The sequence below is a fragment of the Aequorivita sp. CRS11 genome (assembly GCF_059693805.1).
The window spans coordinates 1-20897 of record NZ_JCATIG010000010.1; the positions used below are offsets into that span (position 1 = coordinate 1).

General features: G+C 40.2%; 17 protein-coding genes. 12 read left to right on the plus strand and 5 right to left on the minus strand.

Going from position 1 to position 20897, the window contains the following annotated elements:
- The first annotated feature begins 263 nt into the window (after positions 1–263).
- The 4 genes from AC58DT_RS14060 to AC58DT_RS14075 all read left to right on the plus strand — a co-directional run bounded on the left by AC58DT_RS14060 (position 264) and on the right by AC58DT_RS14075 (position 2625).
- On the plus strand, positions 264–692 hold the full coding sequence (locus AC58DT_RS14060) for a hypothetical protein (RefSeq protein ID WP_497217451.1): 429 nt from the start codon (positions 264–266) through the stop codon (positions 690–692).
- Between the two features lie 182 nt (positions 693–874).
- Positions 875–1129 (plus strand): hypothetical protein, encoded by a 255-nt coding sequence (locus AC58DT_RS14065; protein WP_497217452.1) that lies wholly within the window; start codon positions 875–877, stop codon positions 1127–1129.
- A gap of 29 nt (positions 1130–1158) precedes the next feature.
- Positions 1159–2136, plus strand: coding sequence for a DNA adenine methylase (locus tag AC58DT_RS14070; RefSeq protein WP_497217453.1), 978 nt, complete (start codon positions 1159–1161; stop codon positions 2134–2136).
- Positions 2137–2625, plus strand: coding sequence for a PD-(D/E)XK nuclease superfamily protein (locus AC58DT_RS14075; RefSeq protein ID WP_497217454.1), 489 nt, complete (start codon positions 2137–2139; stop codon positions 2623–2625). It begins immediately after the preceding gene.
- 251 nt (positions 2626–2876) lie between these two features.
- Here AC58DT_RS14075 and AC58DT_RS14080 read toward each other — a convergent pair whose 3' ends face one another.
- Complete coding sequence (locus tag AC58DT_RS14080; RefSeq protein ID WP_497217455.1) at positions 2877–3203, minus strand: hypothetical protein; 327 nt, start codon at positions 3201–3203, stop codon at positions 2877–2879.
- Between the two features lie 100 nt (positions 3204–3303).
- Here AC58DT_RS14080 and AC58DT_RS14085 point away from each other — a divergent pair, with 100 nt between their 5' ends.
- The 3 genes from AC58DT_RS14085 (at position 3304) to AC58DT_RS14095 (ending at position 6896) form a co-directional block, all read left to right on the plus strand.
- Entirely contained in the window at positions 3304–4008 is a 705-nt protein-coding gene (locus AC58DT_RS14085; RefSeq protein WP_497217456.1) for a hypothetical protein, read from the plus strand.
- A gap of 133 nt (positions 4009–4141) precedes the next feature.
- On the plus strand, positions 4142–6139 hold the full coding sequence (gene uvrB, locus AC58DT_RS14090; protein ID WP_497217457.1) for an excinuclease ABC subunit UvrB: 1998 nt from the start codon (positions 4142–4144) through the stop codon (positions 6137–6139).
- Positions 6140–6242: 103 nt separating this feature from the next.
- Positions 6243–6896: a hypothetical protein gene (locus AC58DT_RS14095; RefSeq protein ID WP_497217458.1), complete on the plus strand. Its 654-nt coding sequence runs from the start codon at positions 6243–6245 to the stop codon at positions 6894–6896.
- A gap of 119 nt (positions 6897–7015) precedes the next feature.
- Here the strand turns inward: AC58DT_RS14095 and AC58DT_RS14100 are convergent, their stop codons facing one another.
- Complete coding sequence (locus tag AC58DT_RS14100) at positions 7016–8545, minus strand: GH3 family acyl-acid amido synthetase (RefSeq protein WP_497217459.1); 1530 nt, start codon at positions 8543–8545, stop codon at positions 7016–7018.
- 115 nt (positions 8546–8660) lie between these two features.
- Between AC58DT_RS14100 and rluF the strand changes: the two genes are divergently transcribed.
- A complete protein-coding gene (gene rluF / locus AC58DT_RS14105) occupies positions 8661–9515 on the plus strand; it encodes a 23S rRNA pseudouridine(2604) synthase RluF (protein WP_497217508.1) in 855 nt (284 codons plus the stop codon).
- Between the two features lie 73 nt (positions 9516–9588).
- Here rluF and AC58DT_RS14110 read toward each other — a convergent pair whose 3' ends face one another.
- The gene (locus tag AC58DT_RS14110) at positions 9589–10023 is read right to left on the minus strand and encodes an Hsp20/alpha crystallin family protein (RefSeq protein WP_497217460.1); all 435 of its coding nucleotides are present in this window, start codon (positions 10021–10023) and stop codon (positions 9589–9591) included.
- Between the two features lie 207 nt (positions 10024–10230).
- Here AC58DT_RS14110 and AC58DT_RS14115 point away from each other — a divergent pair, with 207 nt between their 5' ends.
- Positions 10231–11505 (plus strand): DUF2254 domain-containing protein, encoded by a 1275-nt coding sequence (locus AC58DT_RS14115; protein WP_497217461.1) that lies wholly within the window; start codon positions 10231–10233, stop codon positions 11503–11505.
- On the opposite strand, the gene AC58DT_RS14120 is transcribed toward AC58DT_RS14115, so the two are convergent.
- Complete coding sequence (locus tag AC58DT_RS14120; RefSeq protein ID WP_497217462.1) at positions 11502–11897, minus strand: tellurite resistance TerB family protein; 396 nt, start codon at positions 11895–11897, stop codon at positions 11502–11504. The two genes, AC58DT_RS14115 and AC58DT_RS14120, sit on opposite strands and share 4 nt — an antisense overlap.
- 62 nt (positions 11898–11959) lie before the next feature.
- A complete protein-coding gene (gene sucC / locus AC58DT_RS14125; protein ID WP_497217463.1) occupies positions 11960–13150 on the minus strand; it encodes an ADP-forming succinate--CoA ligase subunit beta in 1191 nt (396 codons plus the stop codon).
- 196 nt (positions 13151–13346) lie between these two features.
- On the opposite strand from sucC, the gene lysA reads away from it, so the two are divergent.
- The 3 genes from lysA to AC58DT_RS14140 all read left to right on the plus strand — a co-directional run bounded on the left by lysA (position 13347) and on the right by AC58DT_RS14140 (position 20864).
- Positions 13347–14552, plus strand: a complete 1206-nt coding sequence (gene lysA / locus AC58DT_RS14130; RefSeq protein ID WP_497217464.1) for a diaminopimelate decarboxylase — start codon at positions 13347–13349, stop codon at positions 14550–14552.
- A 159-nt stretch (positions 14553–14711) separates the two neighbouring features.
- The gene (locus AC58DT_RS14135; RefSeq protein WP_026451656.1) at positions 14712–14903 is read left to right on the plus strand and encodes a cold-shock protein; all 192 of its coding nucleotides are present in this window, start codon (positions 14712–14714) and stop codon (positions 14901–14903) included.
- Positions 14904–15062: 159 nt separating this feature from the next.
- Positions 15063–20864: a M36 family metallopeptidase gene (locus tag AC58DT_RS14140; RefSeq protein WP_497217465.1), complete on the plus strand. Its 5802-nt coding sequence runs from the start codon at positions 15063–15065 to the stop codon at positions 20862–20864.
- Positions 20865–20897 lie beyond the last annotated feature (33 nt).

The following is a 20897-nucleotide window of genomic DNA, read 5'->3' on the forward strand; positions in this document are numbered from 1 at the left end:
TTAAAGCTTGTGAAGAGTTTTTCCTGATAGTTTTTCTTGCCTTGCATAGGCATGAAATTAAGAAACTTCTCAATTTTATACAAGCCTTTTGCTATATTTGAAGAGGTGGTTGTGCAACAGGCACACCGTATATAATTTATTGCTAGTTCTAGCCTACTTACGAAAATCCTCGCGGATTTTCTATTCGGTTTTTATTTGCTAAATTTAGTGCTTAAACCACGCAACAAACCATATACAAACACGTTGTGCGGCAGCTAAAAAAAATGAACCGAATAGTAAAATATGGACTGATAACGATTTCAATTTTGATAATTGGACTGTTTGTCGCTTATGGAATTTTCATAAACAACTTTGACTTGTTCGGAGAACCTGAAAAAGAAATCTTGAAAACAAACTGTGACTATGAAGGACTTAGACAGGCGACAATTTTCGAATATGGCGGAAATGCAGTGACCATACCTGCTATAATAGTTTCAATTGACTTAGGTTGCTCTGACAATCCAGACAACTCAAAAAAGAAAACAGTTTTCTCCGCTGAACACACAGGCGGTACGACTGTGGAGACAGAGTGGAAATCGTTTGACACATTAAAAATTATCTATTCGGACAGACTTGAACCGATAACACAACTTGACAAAGTAACTTTCTCGGATTCAACTTTGAATGTAATGATTGACTATGAAACGAAATAAAAAAAGCCGACCGCACAACAACACCTAAAGCTAATGCGGCCATTTCGTCTTCGGCAGACACAGACGCGGTTGACGATGACGATCTCGGTTCTTTTGGAACTTGCGGAAAACCGCACTAGCTTTAGCCAAACCGTTGTGTGTAATGCGAGAAAAAAAGGAACAAAACATTAAAAATAGAACAAATGGAATGTAAAAAGGACCACAGATTTAACGAAGAATTTAAAGAATTACCTCACGATCAAGGAGGACACGGAAGACACAAATGTGCAGGTTGTGCTTACGATAAAGGCTACGAAGATGGACTTCAAAGGAAAGAAAAATTAGATTTAGATTTAGATAGTATACCTAATAGTCAAGCAGGAACTGTAAGACACAAAAGTCCTCACGCGTCTTATGCTAAAGGATATTATGATGGTGTTACGCAATCTTACAATTAAATTTTTATCTTTGATCAAAACCGAAAATTATGTCCAAACCTTATTCAATTCCAAAAAATGAAAATAAAGCAGAAGATTTATTTTATGAATATAGACTTGGAGCAAAACCATTTTTAAAATGGGTTGGCGGAAAACGTCAATTACTTGACCAATTTGAAGATTTATATCCAACAGAACTAAAACAAAAAAAAATAAAAAACTACTACGAACCTTTTGTTGGTGGTGGAGCAGTATTCTTTGATATCGCTCAAAAATACGAAGTTGAAAATGCCTACCTATATGACATTAATGATGAATTGATCTTAACATACAAAGTCATTCAAAAAGAGCCTAATAAGTTACTTGAATTTTTGTCTAAATATGATAAAACTTACAAACAATTATCAGAAAAAAAACAAAAAGAATTTTATTACGAAGTCAGAGAAAGTTTCAATCTAAATCGCTTTCACATTGATTATGAAAAATATTCAGAAAATTGGATTTCGAGAGTAGCACAAACCATATTTTTAAATAAAACTTGTTTTAATGGCTTGTTTAGGTTTAATTCAAAAGGTGGATTTAATTCACCACAAGGTCGTTACAAAAACCCAAAAATTGTTGACGAGCAGAATATACTTAACGTTTCTAAACTATTAGAAATTGCGACAATCCGTAAAGCTGATTTCAAAGAAGTTAAAAACGATATCAAAACAAGTTCGTTTGTTTATTTCGATCCGCCTTATCGACCAATTAGCAAGACTGCAAGTTTTACAGCTTATAGCAAATTTAACTTCGAGGATGATGAACAAATGCAACTTGCTGGTTTATTTTATGATCTTCACAAACAAGGAAGTAAATTAATGTTGAGTAATTCAGACCCAAAAAATAACAATCCTGATGATGATTTTTTTGATAGTATCTATTCAAATTTTCAAATATCAAGAGTTGATGCTAAAAGATCAATAAATTCAAACGCAAAAAGAAGAAACTCAATAAAAGAAATAGTTGTTACAAACTATAAAGACTAAATGGAAAAAGGAAAGTTCACAAACATTACTGGAAACCAACTTGAGGTTGCAGTACAAACAGTTTTATTAGGAAAAGGGTTTGAAATTGAAATGTATCGAAAGTGGGCAAAAAACCCAGAAAATTATGGAGAAGAGTTATTATTAAAAAATGTTCCTTTCACTACAATCTATGGACACGGTGGAAATACAGAATTTCTTTTGGTTTCAAAAAAATATGATTTAAGAATTCGTATTGAGTGCAAATGGCAACAAAGTGCTGGTTCGGTAGATGAAAAACTACCTTATTTATATCTTAATACAATCGAGGCAATGCCTGAAAAAGATGTAATGATTTTGATCGATGGCGACGGATTTAAAGCAGGTGCAAAAGTTTGGCTTCGAAATGCAGTTAAAGAAAAGCTTTATACTACCGAATTGAATAATGACACAAATGTTATGGTGTTTTCTTTAGCGGAGTTTTTCACTTGGGCAAACGTAACTCTACATTAACAAAAAAAAGCACTACACACAACACCGGTAACCGTTGCACAACCCCTTAATTTTTTAAGTCCGAACCAATATAAGCCGTTTTAAGCCCCCCCTGCTAGCGCACGTGTGCAACGTGTGCCCCCAAACCTGCTCAATCCCAGTTCCGAATCATACCAGAGGCAAGGCACACCCCTGTCATACTCAGCTTCGCCAGTCCTCAGCTTGTCGAAGGGTCAAAGCCTCACCTCGAGCTTAATGGTACAGTCAAAGCACTAAACAATAAAGAAGAACCCAACAGACACCGGCAGGGGCCTAAACAGCCAAGAAGGGGCCACATAAGTTGGGTTCTTTATATTTTCCATACACCATCCAATCATCACACCCCCTTTCATAGTGCCCTTTGTGCCTTCTCCGTGCCCTTTGTGGTAAAAACCCAATGAACCAATCCCCCAATTAAACAAGAAACAAGAAACAAGAAACACAACACGTTCCTCAAAGCCAATATCATTTCCCTCACAGCCAATATATTTTCCCTCAAAGCCAATATCATTTCCCTCATTCCTCATCGCTAATCCCTCAGCACCAGTATCATAAAGCACAAATCCTTAAAAATTTAACTCAAATTAATTTTGAAATTTCACGAAAGCATTTTAAATTTATTTTGATAATTAATTGTCTTAAATCTAAAATCCAAAACCTATGGCATCCCGCACAGAAAACACCTTCGGAGCGCGTCTTTATAACGCAGAACAACTCTCCACAAACCTTGCAACCTTTGCAGGGTATGTACCACTAACCCCAGAAACTTCAGTGGCAGCATACAATACCTTAATTACGGCTATAGAAGACGTCAACGCTCAAGTTGCCGCCGCACACTCTCAGTTCTCCCTCGCGGTAGATAACCGTCAGTACCTATTTATGAAAAGCGAAACATCATTGTTCAAAACAATGTCACCCATCCTCTCTTACGTTAAGGCAAAGTTTGGCAAAAAGTCTGAACAGGCTGCAGAAATAACCACCCTTGTAAACAATATAAGAGGAGAAAAAACAACCAAACTAAAAAGAGACGAAGAAGGCGAATTTGTATCTCAATCACACCGTTCCTACGGTAGCCAGACCCAGTATTTTGCAGATATTATTACAATTCTTAACAGTTATGGCGCAGCATACGCCCCCACAAACACAAGCATCACCACAGAAAATCTAACCCTGCAGTTAGAAGCCTTAACAGCCGCAAACACGCAAGTAACAACGGCATACAGCACATTAAAACCCCTTCAGGACATGCGCCTCAATGAGTACAGTACCCTTTCAAGCCGCTCCCAAACCATCAAGGACGCAGTAAAATCACAATATGGTATCCAATCATCAGAATACAAACTCATAAAAGGCTACAAAATATAAAAAGACGCCCGCACCAGCGGGCGTTTCCATTTTTCTCACTCAAAGAAAAGCCTACCATCAAAACTTCTCACCACTCACCACTCACTACTCACGTTCTATTTCACTACTTTTGTAAAGCAATGAAAAAGAACAAATGAATTTTAAATTAGCTACAGAATACACCCCCTCCGGCGACCAGCCCGAGGCCATAAAAGCCTTGGTAAACGGCCTAAACGCAGACGAAAAATACCAAACCCTCCTCGGCGTAACCGGCTCCGGAAAAACCTTTACCGTGGCAAATGTGGTGCAGCAAGTGCAAAAGCCAACCCTGGTGTTGGCGCACAACAAAACCCTCGCGGCACAGTTGTACACAGAGTTTAAAAACCTCTTCCCCGAAAATGCGGTGGAGTACTTTGTGTCCTATTACGATTATTACCAGCCCGAAGCGTTTATTCCCAGCAGCGGCACCTATATAGAAAAAGATCTTTCCATAAACGAAGAGATTGAAAAAATGCGCCTTAGCACCACCTCGTCCCTGCTTTCTGGCAGGAGGGATGTGCTGGTGGTTTCCTCGGTTTCCTGCCTCTACGGTATCGGAAACCCTGCGGAATTTCAGAAAAACGTAATCAGTTTGGAAAAAGGGCAGATCATCTCCCGCACCAAATTGTTGCACCGTTTGGTACAAAGTCTTTACTCAAGAACCGAAGCGGAATTCAATCACGGCCGTTTCCGCATCAAGGGCGATACGGTAGATGTGTACCCTGGATATGCGGATGATGCATTTAGAATCCACTTTTTCGGAGATGAAATTGAGGAAATAGAAGTCTTTGACCCATTGAACAACAACATAAAAGCCAAATACGACCGACTGAATATCTATCCCGCAAATATGTTCGTTACTTCGCCAGATGTCCTGCAGGGCGCCATTCGCCAGATTCAGGACGATTTGGTAAAACAGGTGGAATATTTTGGCGAAATAGGAAAACATCTGGAGGCAAAACGTCTGGACGAACGAACCAATTTCGATTTGGAAATGATACGCGAACTCGGCTATTGCAGCGGGATTGAAAACTATTCGCGCTACTTGGACCAGCGACTGCCCGGCACGCGCCCGTTCTGTTTGCTGGATTACTTTCCCAAGGATTATTTGATGGTAGTAGATGAAAGCCACGTGACCATCCCGCAGGTAGGCGCAATGTACGGCGGCGACCGTTCCCGAAAAGAAAACTTGGTGGAATACGGCTTTAGATTGCCCGCCGCGATGGACAACCGTCCGCTAAAATTTGAGGAATTTGAAGCCCTGCAAAACCAAGTAATCTACGTAAGCGCCACGCCCGCCGATTACGAACTTGAAAAAAGCGGTGGCGTGTATGTGGAACAGATTATTCGCCCCACAGGTTTGCTGGACCCACCCATTGAAGTGCGTCCCAGCCTAAACCAGATTGATGATTTATTGGAGGAAATCCAATTGCGCGTGGAGAAAGACGAACGCGTTTTGGTAACCACCCTGACCAAAAGAATGGCGGAAGAATTGACTAAATATTTAACAAGGGTACAAATCCGTACCCGCTATATTCACAGTGATGTGGATACCTTGGAACGCGTAGAGATTATGCAGGATTTGCGTCTTGGTCTTTTTGATGTGTTGGTAGGAGTGAACCTTTTAAGGGAAGGATTGGACTTACCGGAAGTTTCCTTGGTAGCCATTCTCGATGCCGACAAGGAAGGGTTTTTGCGAAGCAACCGCTCCCTCACCCAGACCGTAGGCCGCGCCGCCCGGAACCTAAATGGAAAGGCAATTATGTATGCCGATAAAATCACCCGAAGTATGCAGGAAACCATTGACGGCACCGAGTACCGCCGCCAAAAGCAGATTGCCTATAATGAAGCGCATGGCATTACGCCGACGCAGATAAAAAAGTCATTTGAAAACTCATTGACGAAATCCAAGCAGGAGGCCTATACGTTTGAAAATGCCGAAACCCTCGCCGCGGAATCGGAGGTGGAATATTTGACCAAGGCACAGATAGAAAAGAAAATCCGCGACACCCGAAAAGCCATGGAAAAAGCCGCAAAGGATTTGGATTTTATGATGGCCGCCAAATTGCGGGATAAGATTAAGACGTTTCAGAAACAATTGGAGGAGGTTTGAGATTAGTTGGAAGTTTTCAGTCACAGTCTCAGTCGCAGTTAACACTTAACACTTAACACTTAACGTTTAACCCCAAACCCAAACTCCAAACAATAACTTTATAATGCCTTTAACGTCCCTCATAAAACCTATTTTGAACTTTACCATTTCTATGGTTTCAGCGCAAAATATCAATTTGGACAATAAGATTATTCCCGAAAGTATCAAAAAAGAAGTTATTGAGGCGATTTCCTTTTATCCTGAACTGTACGATACCGCAATTGAATTCAAATTCAAGGATAATATTAAAAAATCCACCATGCAGGCCCAGCCGCGGTTTGCGAGTTTTTTTAAGAGAAAGGAAAATCGGGAGTATGTAATTTTGATAAGCAGAAATATTCAGATTGAAGGCGAACAATTCACCATGGAAGACATTCCTTCAGATGTAAAAATAGGTTGGCTAGGCCACGAACTGGGCCACGTAATGGATTATAGGGAGCGCACAAATTTTGGAATGCTCATCTTCGGAATAAAATATCTGTTCTCTTCAGCACATATCAAGGAAGTTGAGCGCACTGCAGATACCTATGCCATTGCCCACGGGATGGGAGATTATATTTTAAAGACAAAAAACTTCATACTCGACAACGCCAGCCTGTCCGAAAAATACAAGGAGCGCATCCGCCGCCTTTACATTTCCCCAGAGGAAGTAATGGAGCTCATCAATGAAAATAAAGTAGAGGAGGAGCCAGAGATTGTGGGGGGAGAGGGTAGTTGATATGTTTAACTGTTGAAGCGTTAATTTGTTTAATAGACCCTTCGGCCTCGTTCACGGCAACAGGATTTGTGATTAGAAATTTTCGGAATTTGTATTTTTAGAACCTCACACCTCACACCTCACACCTTAACCTGAGTTTTTACAAACCTTTCCCACTCAGCAAACTTTTCCTCATCCATAACCTTTTCCATTTTTACCTGTCCGCCCTTCTTTTTGTTTTTGGCGTTCCATTCGTGGAAAATTTCAGGATTAACAGTATTCACTTTTACGCCCTTCAACGCTTTTGAACGTGCGACTGCGTAGTTTTTATTTGCTTCCTTTAAGGCTTCATCCAGCGCGTTCGCTATTTCTGCTGCGTCGATTTCGGTTTCCGTACCTAAATACCAATGGTGATAAAATTCGCCATCTATTTTGACCGCTGCTAAAGTAAATTCGGGGATTTTTATATCGAATTTCTCCTCCATTTCACGCAGGGCAACTTCCATTTTGTTCACGGATAATTGTGAACCAACCACATTTAAAAAGAATTTGGTGCGCCCCGTGATTTTTATTTCGGCCTTTTCCACATCGGTAAAAGCAATGGTATCGCCAATCAAATAGCGCCAAGCGCCCGAGACTGTACTGATTATCAAAACATAATCCACACTCGGTTCCACTTCGGCGAGGGTTAGGGCAGGGGCGTCCTGTGCAAGGGAACCATCATCGTTGATATACTCGGGTTTGAAGGGAACGAATTCAAAATAGATTCCATTGTCGGTAACCAACTTCATTGAAGTGGTATCGGGCCTATTCTGAAATGCCAAAAACCCTTCCGAGGCCAAATAGGTGTCAATCACAATAATGGGATGCGCCAATAATTGGTTAAAACTCTTCTCATACGGCTGAAACGCAACACCGCCAGTGGTATAGACCTGCAGGTTTGGCCAAATTTCGTGAATGTTTGCCGCGTCGTGATATTCAATAACTTTCTTCATCATCAGTTCCATCCACGAAGGAATTCCGCTGAGGGCTCCAATGTCCCAATTTCGGGCATTTTTGGCGATGGTTTCCACCTTTTGGTCCCAGTCGTCCATTTGGGCAATTTCCTCTCCCGGTTTGTAATAGCCCCGAAACCAAAACGGAATGTTGCTGGCGCTGATACCGCTTATTTCACCCTCCAAAAACTGATCCTGTTCTTCCAGATTGGTGCTGCTGCCCAGCATCATGATTTCTTTTTCGTAAAAATCGGAAGGAATTTCAAAATTTGTCAATGCGCCAACTTGCTTGATGCCCGTGGTGCGAATGGCCTCGATCATCTCGTCGGTAACGGGAATTCGTTTTGAGGTTTTTCCTGTTGTGCCGCTGCTTCGGGCAAAGTAGGTGGGTTTTCCAGGCCAACTTATATCTTCCATCCCTTCTTGGGTTTTGCACCACCATTCGGCCTCCATTTGGTGGTAATCAAAATAGGGAACTTTCTCGGCAAACTCTTTTTCAATATCGGTTGCTTCAAGAATTTTTGAAAAGCCGTAATACTTCCCAAAGGCGGTATCCTTTGCCTTTTCGAGCAGATTTTTTAGGACTTCCCGCTGCGATTCCACGGGAGATTTTTCTGAAACGATCGCTCCCCGTAGATCGATCGCGGTTTTTATTATTGAGCCGAGTATTGCCATTGTTGAAATTTTTGTTGAAACTACAATTTTTTAAAAAGTTGGATAGGGCGTTTAAATCAAATTTAACCTTTTCGCTATGCGCTGCAATAATGGTATCTTTGTTGAAAAATTAGAAATGCACCATCCAGATTCCGTACGATTGAACAAGGCGATAAGCGATAGCGGTTACTGCTCCCGCCGCGAGGCCGATACTTTAATTGAAAAGGGACGCGTAACCGTGAACGGTGAAAAAAGCGGGCTGGGCGATAGGGTAATGCCCGAAGATGAAGTGCGCGTGGACGGAAAACTCATTAAGGAAAATACTGCCGAAGTGTATATAATGCTGAACAAGCCCGTGGGCATAACCTGTACCACCGACACCCGTTTTGACGATAACGTAGTTGATTTTATTAAACATCCCGAACGTATTTTTCCGGTCGGAAGATTGGACAAACCCAGTGAAGGGCTGCTGTTGCTTACAAATGAGGGCGATATTGTAAACAAAATCCTGCGCGCGGGGAACAAGCACGAAAAGGAATACATAGTAAAAGTAGATAGACCGGTTACCGATGAATTTATTAAACGCATGGGTTCCGGGATTCCTATTTTGGATACGGTAACCAAGCGCTGCAAGGTGGAACGAATCAGCAGGTTTGAGTTTCGGATTATTTTAGTGCAGGGACTAAACAGGCAGATTCGCAGGATGTGCGAATATTTGGGGTATGAAGTTGTTGCTTTACAACGCATCCGCATTATGAACCTTGAGTTGGGAGATTTACCCGTGGGCGCGTGGCGCGATCTTACGGCGGAAGAACTTAAAACGCTGAAAGACTCCGTTAAGGATAGTGATGGTCTCCCCAAGGCTTATCAAAAAGATGGCCGGGAAAAGGCGGTAGAAACCGTAAAACCTGAAAAGAAAAGACAAGAGGAGCGAAATTTAAAAAGAGCCCAGAGAAGTACAGGTGGTCGAAAAAGGAGAGGGCCCAATTAACCCCATGAAAAAACCGCGCACCGATTGAGTAGCACGCGGTCATTTTCAACTAACTAACCAAATTAAATTTCAATTATGAAATCTCAACCATTTTCTTCAATGCTTTCTTTTCTTCCATCTTTGGAAGCGTAACCCTTAGGATTCCATTTTCGTAATTAGCCTGAATATCTTCAGTTTTAATGTTTTCGGGAAGTTTGAAAGAACGTTCAAAACTTTGAAAATTGAATTCCCTTCTTCTAATTTGGGAATTGCTACTTTCTTCCTTCTTTTCTTCTACCTTCTTTGAAGCGATTTTTAAGGTATCTTCCTCAACCTCAATGGTAAAATCTTCCTTTTTCAAACCCGGAACGGCCAATTCGACTACAAAATTCGGGAAATTTTCAGTAATATTTACTGCTGGAATGCTAAATGTTTCATAATTGTTATTAAATACATCTAACTTGTTGTCAAAAAGCAGGTTATCCAAAAGTCCCGGTAACCAAATACTGTTTTTATTAACTGTTTTCATAACTATATATTGTTTAAAATTCTGACTTATTTTTCAATCTATTAGTCAATAATGATTCCATAGTATTTTTACAGACATTTTGACCGTAAAGAAAGAGTTTGAAATGACTTTTTGGCACTAGACAATGGGACGCTTGGAAGATTTAATTCATTTTTAAGAATTTTGAATAGTGGTTTCAGTACTTTTAAAAATCACTAACTGACATTTATGAAAAAACTTTTCATCCGCATTTTTGATTTCTTCAATACCATTGAAAGCAAAATTGCTTTTTACCCTACACTATTTGCCATTTCCGGTTTTTTTGTTGCCCTTTTAATGATTTATTTAGAGCAACACGGAATATCCAGAAAAATAATGGACGTTTTACCGTTGTTAATGGTAGAGGATGGAGATACCGCGCTAACGGTACTTAGTGCATGTTTGGGAGGGCTTATTTCGTTGATGGTTTTCAGTTTTTCCATGGTAATGCTACTGCTTAGCCAGGCATCCAATAATTATTCCCCGCGATTGCTTCCGGGTTTGATTAGCGATAGGCGCCACCAAGTAATTTTGGGAATATATCTTGCCACGATTCTTTACAATATTTTTATTCTTTTTTCTATTGAACCAAGTGAGGATAAATATACCCTACCGGGATTCTCGGTACTTTTGGGAATTGTTTTTACCATTGTTTGCTTGGTTGCCTTTATCTATTTCATCCATAATATTTCACAGAGTATACAGATAAACAACATTTTGGATGCCATTTTTGAATATGCCGAAAAAAGACTTCAAGGCTTAATTGATTCTGAAAAAGGACAATTTAAAAAATTTCCAAATACAGATAATTGGTACGAGTATAAAGCGGGAAGAAGCGGTTATTTCCAGAATATATCCATAAAAAATATTTTGAGAATTTGCGAAGATGAAGAAACCAAGATTTACATAACAATACCAAAAGGACTTTTCGTGCTGAAGAATTCAATTTTTCTGAAATCTGAAAAGCAATTGGATGAAAAAGTAGTGAATTCAATTATTTCCAACATCAGCTTTGCACGTGGCGAATTGGTTGAGGACAATTATATTTTGGCATTTAAGCAAATTACCGAAATAGCTGTTAAGGCAATGTCACCTGGAATCAATGATCCCGGAACCGCTATCAATGCCGTAGATTATTTGACGGATTTGTTTGCATTACGGATGCAGAAAAATGATAATGGAATTATCATACATAAAGAAAATGCAACACTTAGAATGGCGGTTGTCACCTTTAAGGAATTGATGTATAATGTAATGGCTTCGCTGCGCACCTATTGTAAGCACGATCCGGTAATGGTTGAGAAACTGTTGTGGATGATGGTCTATCTTCAAAAGCAACCTGCCGCAGAAGATAATTACATAGCAGTGATTAAGGAAGAGATGGGAACGCTATTGGAGCAGGCTAAAAACGCTTTCGACTCCGAATGGGATGTTTCGGTGATTGAAAAAATGATTGCTGACTAATTGTAATATATTTTGAAAATTTTCAGTAGTTCTTCAGCGGGTACCATCTTTTCTTCAGATTCATCCATTTTTTTCAAAATCTGATCGGCAACAATGGGGCGAATGCCCATTCTAAGCCCAAAATTCTTTAGCGCAACAATTTCAGATTCGTGAGTTTCGTTGTCCACATTCATCATCAAGATTAATTTATAGAAGTGTGTAATGCGCTCCACCTCATTAAAGACTGGGCGTGAGGGTTGAGGATTCTCAAATAAATCAACCAATTCCTTATCCGAAATTTCCATACGTCTGGCCAGCTTCTGGATAAAGTCTATCTCGGAAGGTTTTATTTTCCCGTCGGCCATTACCATATTTATTAAATCACTAAGAAGGGATTTGGGGTTCCTTTCCATACTTTATATTTCAAAAAAAAGCCCTTGCAAATGCAAAGGGCTTTTGCAATTATAAATTAGGTTTATGAAAGAACTGCTTTTACTTTATCGGCAGCCTCTTGAAATTCAATAGCGCTCTGTACGTCCAGCCCGCTATCGTCAATTAGTTTTTTTGCAATATCTGCATTTGTTCCCTGCAAACGTACAATAATTGGAACATGAATAGTTCCCATATTTTTGTAGGCATCAATCACGCCCTGCGCAACACGGTCACAACGTACAATTCCCCCGAAAATATTTATCAAGATTGCTTTTACGTTCGGGTCTTTCAAGATTAATTTAAATGCAGCCTCAACACGCTCGGCATCTGCAGTTCCACCAACGTCAAGGAAGTTTGCGGGCTCACCGCCAGCTTGTTTAATCAAGTCCATTGTTGCCATTGCGAGTCCGGCACCGTTAACCATACAACCAACGTTTCCGTCAAGGTCAACATAGTTCAAGCCTTTTTCCTTTGCTTCAACTTCCACAGGGTTTTCCTCGCGTTTGTCGCGCATTTCCATATAATCTTTGTGGCGGTAAAGGGCGTTGTCATCAATACTTACCTTGGCATCCACGGCAATAATTTTATCATCACTGGTTTTTAAAACCGGGTTTATTTCAAAAAGGGAAGAGTCAGATTCATTGTATGCTTTGTATAGCGCAGTAACAAATTTTGTCATTTCCTTAAAAGCCTTTCCACTCAAACCAAGATTAAAAGCGACCCTTCTTGCCTGAAAGCCCAATAAACCAACGGCTGGATCAATTTCTTCAGTGAATATTAAATGTGGAGTTTCCTCGGCAACAGTTTCAATATCCATCCCGCCTTCGGTAGAATACATTATCATATTTCTTCCTGTGGAACGATTTAAAAGCACGCTCATATAATACTCTTCCGGTTCGCTATCACCTGGGTAATAAACATCTTCGGCAATCAAAACCTGGTGAACCCTTTTCCCTTCCGCAGAAGTTTGCGGGGTAACAAGGTCCATCCCTATGATTTTTCCAGCAATATCCTCAACTTCCTGAAGATTCTTTGCAAGTTTTACACCTCCGCCCTTACCCCGGCCCCCGGCGTGAACTTGAGCCTTAATAACGTGCCAGCCCGTTCCGGTTTCCTCGGTAAGTTTTTTGGCGGCGTCCACTGCCTCTTTTGGAGTGGTAGCCACGATACCGCGCTGTATTTCAACGCCAAAACTGTTTAAAATTTCTTTTCCCTGATATTCGTGTAAATTCATAGTAGCGGTTTTGTACTTGTTTATGGAAGGCAAAAATAACAAATGTTGCAGGAATGGACTAATGTTTTTTGAAGCTTTGCATTACAGAAATTTTACGGATTTCAAAAATCTAAAAATTTAAGTGTTTATTAATGAAGTAATTCGAGTTACATCCCTATTTTTGCGCCTTAATTTTTAAAAATTTATTCTTAAAATAATGAAAAATCAAGACCTTTTGGCGATAGCCCAAGAATTCGGAAGCCCTGTTTATGTTTATGATGCCGCTAAAATTGAAAGGCAGTATAAACGGTTAACCAGCGCTTTTGATAAGGTGGAGAAACTGAGAATAAATTATGCGGTAAAGGCACTTTCCAATATTTCAGTGTTAAAACTGATTATAAAAATGGGTGGTGGCCTAGATACCGTCTCTATACAGGAAGTGATGCTTGGTTTGGAAGCTGGTGCAAAACCTGAGGATATAATCTACACTCCCAACGGAATTTCTTTGGAAGAGATAGAAAAGGCTGCAAAGCTTGGGGTACAGATTAATATTGACAACCTTTCCATTTTGGAACAATTTGGAACCAAGCATCCTAAAACACCAGTCTGTATTCGTATAAATCCACATGTAATGGCTGGCGGAAATGCAAATATTTCCGTGGGGCATATTGATAGCAAGTTCGGGATTTCAATACACCAAATGCCCCTGCTGAAAAGAATTGTTGAAAATACCGGTATGAATATCAATGGTATCCATATGCACACCGGAAGCGATATTCTTGATATTGATGTTTTTCTTTATGCTTCGGAAATACTTTTTAATGCCGCAGAAAACTTTGACAATCTGGAATTTATTGACTTCGGAAGCGGTTTTAAAGTTCCCTATAAAGAAGGCGATATTGAAACAAACGTTGAGGAACTCGGAAAAAAACTGAGCAAGCGTTTCAATGATTTCAGCAAAAAATACGGTAAAAAACTAACCTTGGCTTTTGAGCCTGGTAAGTTTTTGGTAAGCGAGGCCGGACAGTTTTTGGTAAAGGTGAACGTGATTAAACAAACTACTTCTACGGTTTTTGCTCAGGTTGATAGTGGTTTTAACCACTTAATTCGTCCAATGCTTTACGGGTCTCAGCATGAAATTTCAAACGTTTCTCGCCCTCACGGCAGGGATCGCTTTTATACCGTAACAGGTTACATTTGCGAAACTGATACGTTTGCAAACAACAGAAGAATTCCCGAGGTTCACGAAGGAGATGTTTTATCATTCCACAATGCAGGGGCATATTGCTTCACTATGGCAAGTAATTATAATTCACGTTATCGACCCGCAGAAGTGCTTTGGTATAAAGGAAAAGCACATTTAATAAGAAAGAGGGAAACGTTTGAGGATATTCTAAAAAATCAAATAGCTATTGATTTGTAGTGATGATTGGAATTTGTTTTTTTGATATTTAATCAAAAATGTTAATTTTTTACAGAAATTTTAAAAATTTAAGTTTTTAAAATAAACAATCTTAAAAAGTGTATTTGTCAATTATAATACTATCTTTGCCACTTATTATAAATTTTTTAATTAAATACAATGAACAAAGGAACAGTAAAATTCTTCAACGATACCAAAGGTTTTGGTTTTATCACTGAAGAAGGAACCAACAAAGAACATTTTGTACACATTTCAGGCCTTATCGACGAAGTTCGCGAAGGTGACGAAGTAGAATTTGATCTTCAAGAAGGTAAAAAAGGATTGAACGCGGTTAACGTAAAAGTACTTTAATACACACAATTTTTTTAAGACAAAGCCTCCCATTTGGGGGGCTTTTTTTATGGATAAAATTTTACAGTAAAAAATTTTATTTTGAAATATATGATGACAATTAGTTGATAATAACGATTTTATCATACATTTATAGAACTAACTAAATCAAATTTCAAAATGAAAAAATCAACACTACTCTTGATGGTGTTGTGCATGTTGACATTTCAATTTTCGGCGCAACACAAAAACCCAGAAAAAGAAAAAGAAGCGGCGCGATTAGCCACAGAACCTTCAAACATTTCGCTAAAAAACCTTATTACACAAAAAAGTGATTCCTATGTAATTACTAAGGAACACGTAAGTAGCATTAGCGGTATTCGCCATGTCTACATACGGCAAGCCATCAATGGGCTTGAAGTATACGGCACCGAATCCAGTGTGCATTTTGACAAAACTGGAAATGCGATAATGGAACACAACAAATTCTTGGCAGATGTGAAAGCAACCGTTAAGAATAGTTCTCAGGGAATTTCAGCAAGACAGGCAATAACTTCTGTTGCTGGGCAGATGGGATACCGTATTGCAAATCTCCAAGAAATAAAAAGTATTGGAGGTAAAAATAAAGCTGCCGTATTTAATAAGGCAGGAATTTCTTCTGAAGATATCCCTGTTAAATTAATGTACTATTATAAAGAAGGGGTTGGCACCCAACTAGTTTGGGAGCTTTCTGTGGCCGAAACAACTTCCTCTGATTGGTGGAATTTTCGAGTAGATGCGGCCTCTGGTAAAATTATAGATAAAGATAATTGGACTATATCCTGTAATATATTAGGAGATCACGAAAACCATATACACGCACCCAAGGATACAGCTCCTTTTGTAGGACCTATGGAGGAACCAATTACCTATAATATGGCCAACTCATCAAATATGGCAGCACCCCCGGCCGCAAGTTACAGGGTGTACGCTATGCCAATTGAAAGTCCAAATTTCGGAACTCGTACTTTGGTTACCAATCCAGAAAACTTGACGGCTTCACCTTTTGGATGGCATGATACAAATGGTGATGATACCCCAGAATTTACAAATACCCGCGGAAATAATGTGGATGCGTATGATGATGATAATGCTAATAATAGTCCAGATGGTAAATATGCTTTTAGTCCAGGCGGAAATTTAATTTTTGATTTTCCACTGAATACAACATATAGTGCTGGGAATCAATCTGAAAATGCCGCAATCACTAATTTGTTCTATTGGACAAATATTATTCACGATGTTACCTATCAGTATGGTTTTGATGAAGCCAGTGGAAACTTCCAACACAATAACTATGGAAATGGTGGTGCAGGAAACGATCCTGTAAATGCCGAGGCTCAAGACGGCTCAGGAACGTGTAACGCAAATTTTGCTACTCCGGGAGATGGCAGCAGACCAAGAATGCAAATGTATGTTTGTGGCTCACGTGATGGTGATTTGGATAATATGGTAATCATTCATGAATACGGCCATGGAATCTCGAATAGATTAAGTACCCTAGGAGGCCAAGAGCAGATGGGGGAAGGTTGGAGCGATTATTACGGCTTAATGCTTACAATGGAAAGTGGAGATGGCGGACCAGATTCAAGAGGTGTGGGTACTTGGTTGATTGGCGAAGGTCCAGGAGGTCCGGGTATTAGAACTTGGCCGTACAGTACAGATTTTGGAGTAAATCCACATACTTATGACGATATTAAAACTGAAGTAGCTCCCCATGGTGTTGGTTCAGTTTGGGCTGAAATGTTGTGGGAAATGACTTGGGAACTTATAGCCATCCATGGTTTTGATACTGATTTTTATAATGGCACTGGAGGAAATAACATTTCCTTGGCCTTAGTGACCGAAGGCTTAAAATTACAAGCTAGCCAACCAGGTTTCGTAGATGGCCGTGACGCTATCCTAGCTGCAGATATGGCAATGTACGGTGGGGCCAATCAGTGTGCTATTTGGGAAGCTTTTGCAAGAAGAGGTCTTGGTTATAGCGCCATTCAAGGTTCTTCGGGAAGCAAAACTGATGGAACGGAGGCTTTTGACTTACCACCGTCTTTTTCAGGTTTGGATGTTATTGATGAAGTATGCCTTTCTGATGGAATACAAACAGGACTTTCAGGCGGTAACCCAACAGGAGGTGTTTATAGTGGTTCCGGTGTAACCGATGATGGTAACGGTACGACTTTTACTTTCGACCCAAGCGTTGGTGGTCCAGGTTTGGTAACTATAACGTATATAGTGAACGATTTCTGTACTGGAGCACCGACTACTTTAACAGATGATATCATCGTAACCAACAACCCGCCAGAAATTATATGCCTGGGTACCGGAAACGTGCCAATGAGTGGTTCTTCAAGTATTAGTCCTGGGACTCCAATTACCAGTAATAATACAATTACAAGTACGTTGACTGTTACTGATAACGTAAGTATTACCGATTTAAATGTAGATTTGAATATTAACCATACTTGGGTTGGTGATTTGGTAATTACACTCGAATCCCCGGCAGGAACGGTAATTACAATTTTAGATCCTGGTTCTTGTAGTGGGGACGATGTTGTTATTCTTCTAGATGATGAGGCACCAACAACCTCCAGTGCCTGTTATGGAACAGGAGCAAATCAAGCGTATCCAGACCCAAGCTATCAGCCATTTTCACCACTTTCTATCTTCGATGGCGAAAATACGATGGGCGATTGGATTCTTTCAGTTTCAGACACTGCCGGAGGTGATGAAGGCACTTTGAATAGCTGGAGCTTAAACTATGATTATGAAGTAACTGCTCCCGTATTGGACGTTACCCTTGACGGAAGCGGAAATGCCACGGTAAATGCAGAAGATTTGCTTTTTAGTGTTAGTGTAGATTGCGGAGGTTATACAGTACTTGCTGGAAGCCCATTAGCCGCCACGGTGAGTTTTACCTGTTCTGACACAGGCTTGAATACAGTTGCTGTTGAGGTAACAAATGACAACGGTGCAACTTCAACCTGTTCAGCTATTGTAAATGTTATTGGCGGCGGTGGCGGTGGCGGCCCATTTGTTTGTCCTGGCAATATTACCCAAGACAATGATCCGGGAATTTGTGGTGCCGTTGTGACTTATACCGTTGAGTCTCCTACGGGATGTGGCGGTTCTGGACCTTTGGCAACAGGAATAGCTACACTGGAATTGGTTTCTTCAGCAGGGGGAACTGGAAACAGGTCTGGAGTTAGCTATAATCCTTCAACAGACAGGTATTATAGTGTAAATGCAGGATCTGGTGGATATCCAATAGATTGCTTTGATGGTACTACAGGAGGTATTATTAGTAGTATTGCAAGTGGTTTTGATTATAGAGGGGCTTGGTGGAACCCTTCCTTAAGTCAATCTGAAGGAAATGGAATTAGTGCAAACGGAGTAGTACTTACAAATTTATCAGGTGATTGTCCATCAGGGACTACTACACCTATTTTGCCTGACAATCAACCCAATGCTCAATCATGTGGTGATTTAGACTATGATAATAATGAAATTATCTACTATAATGCAGGTTCCATCACGCAAGTTGATAGAGCAACAGGAATTACTAATGGTACCCTGGCACTTTCTGGAGTGCCTGGAGGTTCAGTCTATGCAGTAGTTTCTGTGGGATATACAGGTGTAGTGGGTTATGAATATGCAATCTATGATAGTACTACCCAATCTGTCCATTTATATGATCGGGCAACGGGAGCGTATGCGGCTACAAGTTCAATAGGTTTAACTACAACTAATTTTGGTTTTGCTTATGAAAATGATCAAGCATGGGTGTATGCTAATGACAGATGGAACGGCTTTATCATTTTTGGTGCACCAAGCGGAACTATTACACAAACAGCCGGTTTGCCAAGCGGAAGCACTTTCCCCGTGGGAACAACCACCAATACTTTTGAGTATGACGATGGTGTAAACCCGGTGCAAACTTGTTCTTTTGATGTAACTATTAATGACACCGAAGCTCCAGTGGCAGTTTGCCAAAACATAACCGTTCAGTTGGATGCTTCTGGAAATGCTTCAATAATTCCTGCCGATGTTGATGGCGGAAGTACTGATAATTGTGGAATCGCTTCCTTAAGTGTTTCTCCAAGTATTTTCACTTGTGCTAATGTAGGCGCAAACAATGTTACCTTTACTGTAACTGATGTCAATGGAAACTCAAGTACCTGCACCGCAGTAGTTACTGTGGAAGACAATGTAGCTCCAGCGGCAGTTTGCCAAAACATAACCGTTCAGTTGGATGCTTCAGGAAATGTGTCCATAACTGCTGCTGATGTTGATGGTGGAAGCACAGATGCTTGTGGAATTGCAACTACTTCAATTGATGTTACAGATTTCACTTGTGCAGATATTGGTCCTAATAACGTGACCTTAACGGTAACTGATGTAAATGGAAACTCAAGCACTTGCGTAGCTGTGGTAACTGTGGAAGATGACCTCCCACCAACAATAGTTTGTCCTGCAAATATTACTGCAAGTACAGATGTAGGAATGTGTAGCGCAGCCGTTAGCTTTCCAATGGCAATTGGCCTGGATAATTGTAGTGTAACCGTTTCACAAACTGCTGGGCTAGCTAGTGGCAGTGATTTCCCTGTAGGTGTTAGTACTGTTGAATTTACCGCAACAGATGGCAGTGGAAATACAACAATATGTAGTTTTACAATTACGGTAACTGATAATGAACTTCCAACAATGGTTTGCCAAAACATTACAATTCAATTGGATGCCTCAGGAAACGCTTCAATTTCGGCTTCCGATATAGATGGCGGCAGTTCAGATCCTTGTGGTATTGCAACCATTTCGGTCAGCCCGAGTACTTTTGATTGTAGCGATGTAGGTGATAACCCTGTTGTACTTACAGTTACTGACATCAATGGAAATTCCAATACTTGTACAGCAATCGTTACAGTAGAGGACATTACACCACCGATAGCAGTTTGCCAAAATATTACAGTTGAATTGGATCCCGTGACTGGTACAGTAACTATTGATGGTACAGACGTTGATGGCGGAAGCACAGATGCTTGCGGCATTGATACCTATGTGCTGGATATTGATACGTTTGATTGCTCAAATATTGGAGATAACACAGTGGTGCTTACAGTAACAGATGTTAATGGAAACATTAGTACCTGTACGGCTATCGTAACTATTGAAGATAACACAAATCCAGAGCTTATTTGTCAAGATTTTACTTTGGAACTTGGGGCTGATGGAACAGCTATACTAGATCCAAACGATGTAATAGCAAGTAATACTGATAATTGCGGAATTGCTACTGTGGCGGTAGATATTACTGAATTTAGCTGTGCCGATATCGGCACGCCTGTAACAGTTCAAGTATTCGCGAGCGATGTGAACGGCAACTTAAGCACTTGTACGGCTGTAGTAACTGTGGTGGATTTATTGACACCAGTACTTACTTGTCCTGCAGATCAAACGGTTGATCCGGGAGCTGGTAATTTATTTTACATTGTTCCAGATTATTTCACAACAGGAGAAGCGACAGCAGTTGATAATTGTACTGCCCCCGTTACTTTAACTACACAAGATCCTGCAGAAGGCACACCTTTATCTGATGGTGTTTATACCATTACACTAACTGCGGAAGATGAATACGGAAATGTATCTACTTGTACATTTGAGTTAACCGTTGAAAGTGTGTTGGGCGCTGGCGACAACAATGCTGATATTGGAAGTTTACAAATGTATCCAAACCCTGCTAAGCATACAGTAATGATTGGAAATCCACAAAACCTTTCTCTTGAAAAACTCAACATATTTGATATTAGAGGAAGAGTTGTGAAAACAGTAGATTTAAGAAATATGGGAGCCGAAAAAGCTATCAATGTTTCAGAAATGGCCGCTGCTACCTATATAGTAATTATAGAAAGTGAAACTGGTCCAATAACCAAAAGGCTTATCAAAGAATAGACATACGTTTTAATTCAAAAGAAAACCCTTCCG

What these genes read in the sequence shown, in the direction of transcription:
- AC58DT_RS14060 (WP_497217451.1), top strand. Translation starts at nt 264, where the DNA reads ATGAACCGAATAGTAAAATATGGACTGATAACGATTTCAATTTTGATA.
- AC58DT_RS14065 (WP_497217452.1), top strand. Translation starts at nt 875, where the DNA reads ATGGAATGTAAAAAGGACCACAGATTTAACGAAGAATTTAAAGAATTA.
- AC58DT_RS14070 (WP_497217453.1), top strand. Translation starts at nt 1,159, where the DNA reads ATGTCCAAACCTTATTCAATTCCAAAAAATGAAAATAAAGCAGAAGAT.
- AC58DT_RS14075 (WP_497217454.1), top strand. Translation starts at nt 2,137, where the DNA reads ATGGAAAAAGGAAAGTTCACAAACATTACTGGAAACCAACTTGAGGTT.
- AC58DT_RS14085 (WP_497217456.1), top strand. Translation starts at nt 3,304, where the DNA reads ATGGCATCCCGCACAGAAAACACCTTCGGAGCGCGTCTTTATAACGCA.
- uvrB (WP_497217457.1), top strand. Translation starts at nt 4,142, where the DNA reads ATGAATTTTAAATTAGCTACAGAATACACCCCCTCCGGCGACCAGCCC.
- AC58DT_RS14095 (WP_497217458.1), top strand. Translation starts at nt 6,243, where the DNA reads ATGCCTTTAACGTCCCTCATAAAACCTATTTTGAACTTTACCATTTCT.
- AC58DT_RS14100 (WP_497217459.1), bottom strand. Translation starts at nt 8,545, where the DNA reads ATGGCAATACTCGGCTCAATAATAAAAACCGCGATCGATCTACGGGGA.
- rluF (WP_497217508.1), top strand. Translation starts at nt 8,661, where the DNA reads ATGCACCATCCAGATTCCGTACGATTGAACAAGGCGATAAGCGATAGC.
- AC58DT_RS14110 (WP_497217460.1), bottom strand. Translation starts at nt 10,023, where the DNA reads ATGAAAACAGTTAATAAAAACAGTATTTGGTTACCGGGACTTTTGGAT.
- AC58DT_RS14115 (WP_497217461.1), top strand. Translation starts at nt 10,231, where the DNA reads ATGAAAAAACTTTTCATCCGCATTTTTGATTTCTTCAATACCATTGAA.
- AC58DT_RS14120 (WP_497217462.1), bottom strand. Translation starts at nt 11,897, where the DNA reads ATGGAAAGGAACCCCAAATCCCTTCTTAGTGATTTAATAAATATGGTA.
- sucC (WP_497217463.1), bottom strand. Translation starts at nt 13,150, where the DNA reads ATGAATTTACACGAATATCAGGGAAAAGAAATTTTAAACAGTTTTGGC.
- lysA (WP_497217464.1), top strand. Translation starts at nt 13,347, where the DNA reads ATGAAAAATCAAGACCTTTTGGCGATAGCCCAAGAATTCGGAAGCCCT.
- AC58DT_RS14135 (WP_026451656.1), top strand. Translation starts at nt 14,712, where the DNA reads ATGAACAAAGGAACAGTAAAATTCTTCAACGATACCAAAGGTTTTGGT.
- AC58DT_RS14140 (WP_497217465.1), top strand. Translation starts at nt 15,063, where the DNA reads ATGAAAAAATCAACACTACTCTTGATGGTGTTGTGCATGTTGACATTT.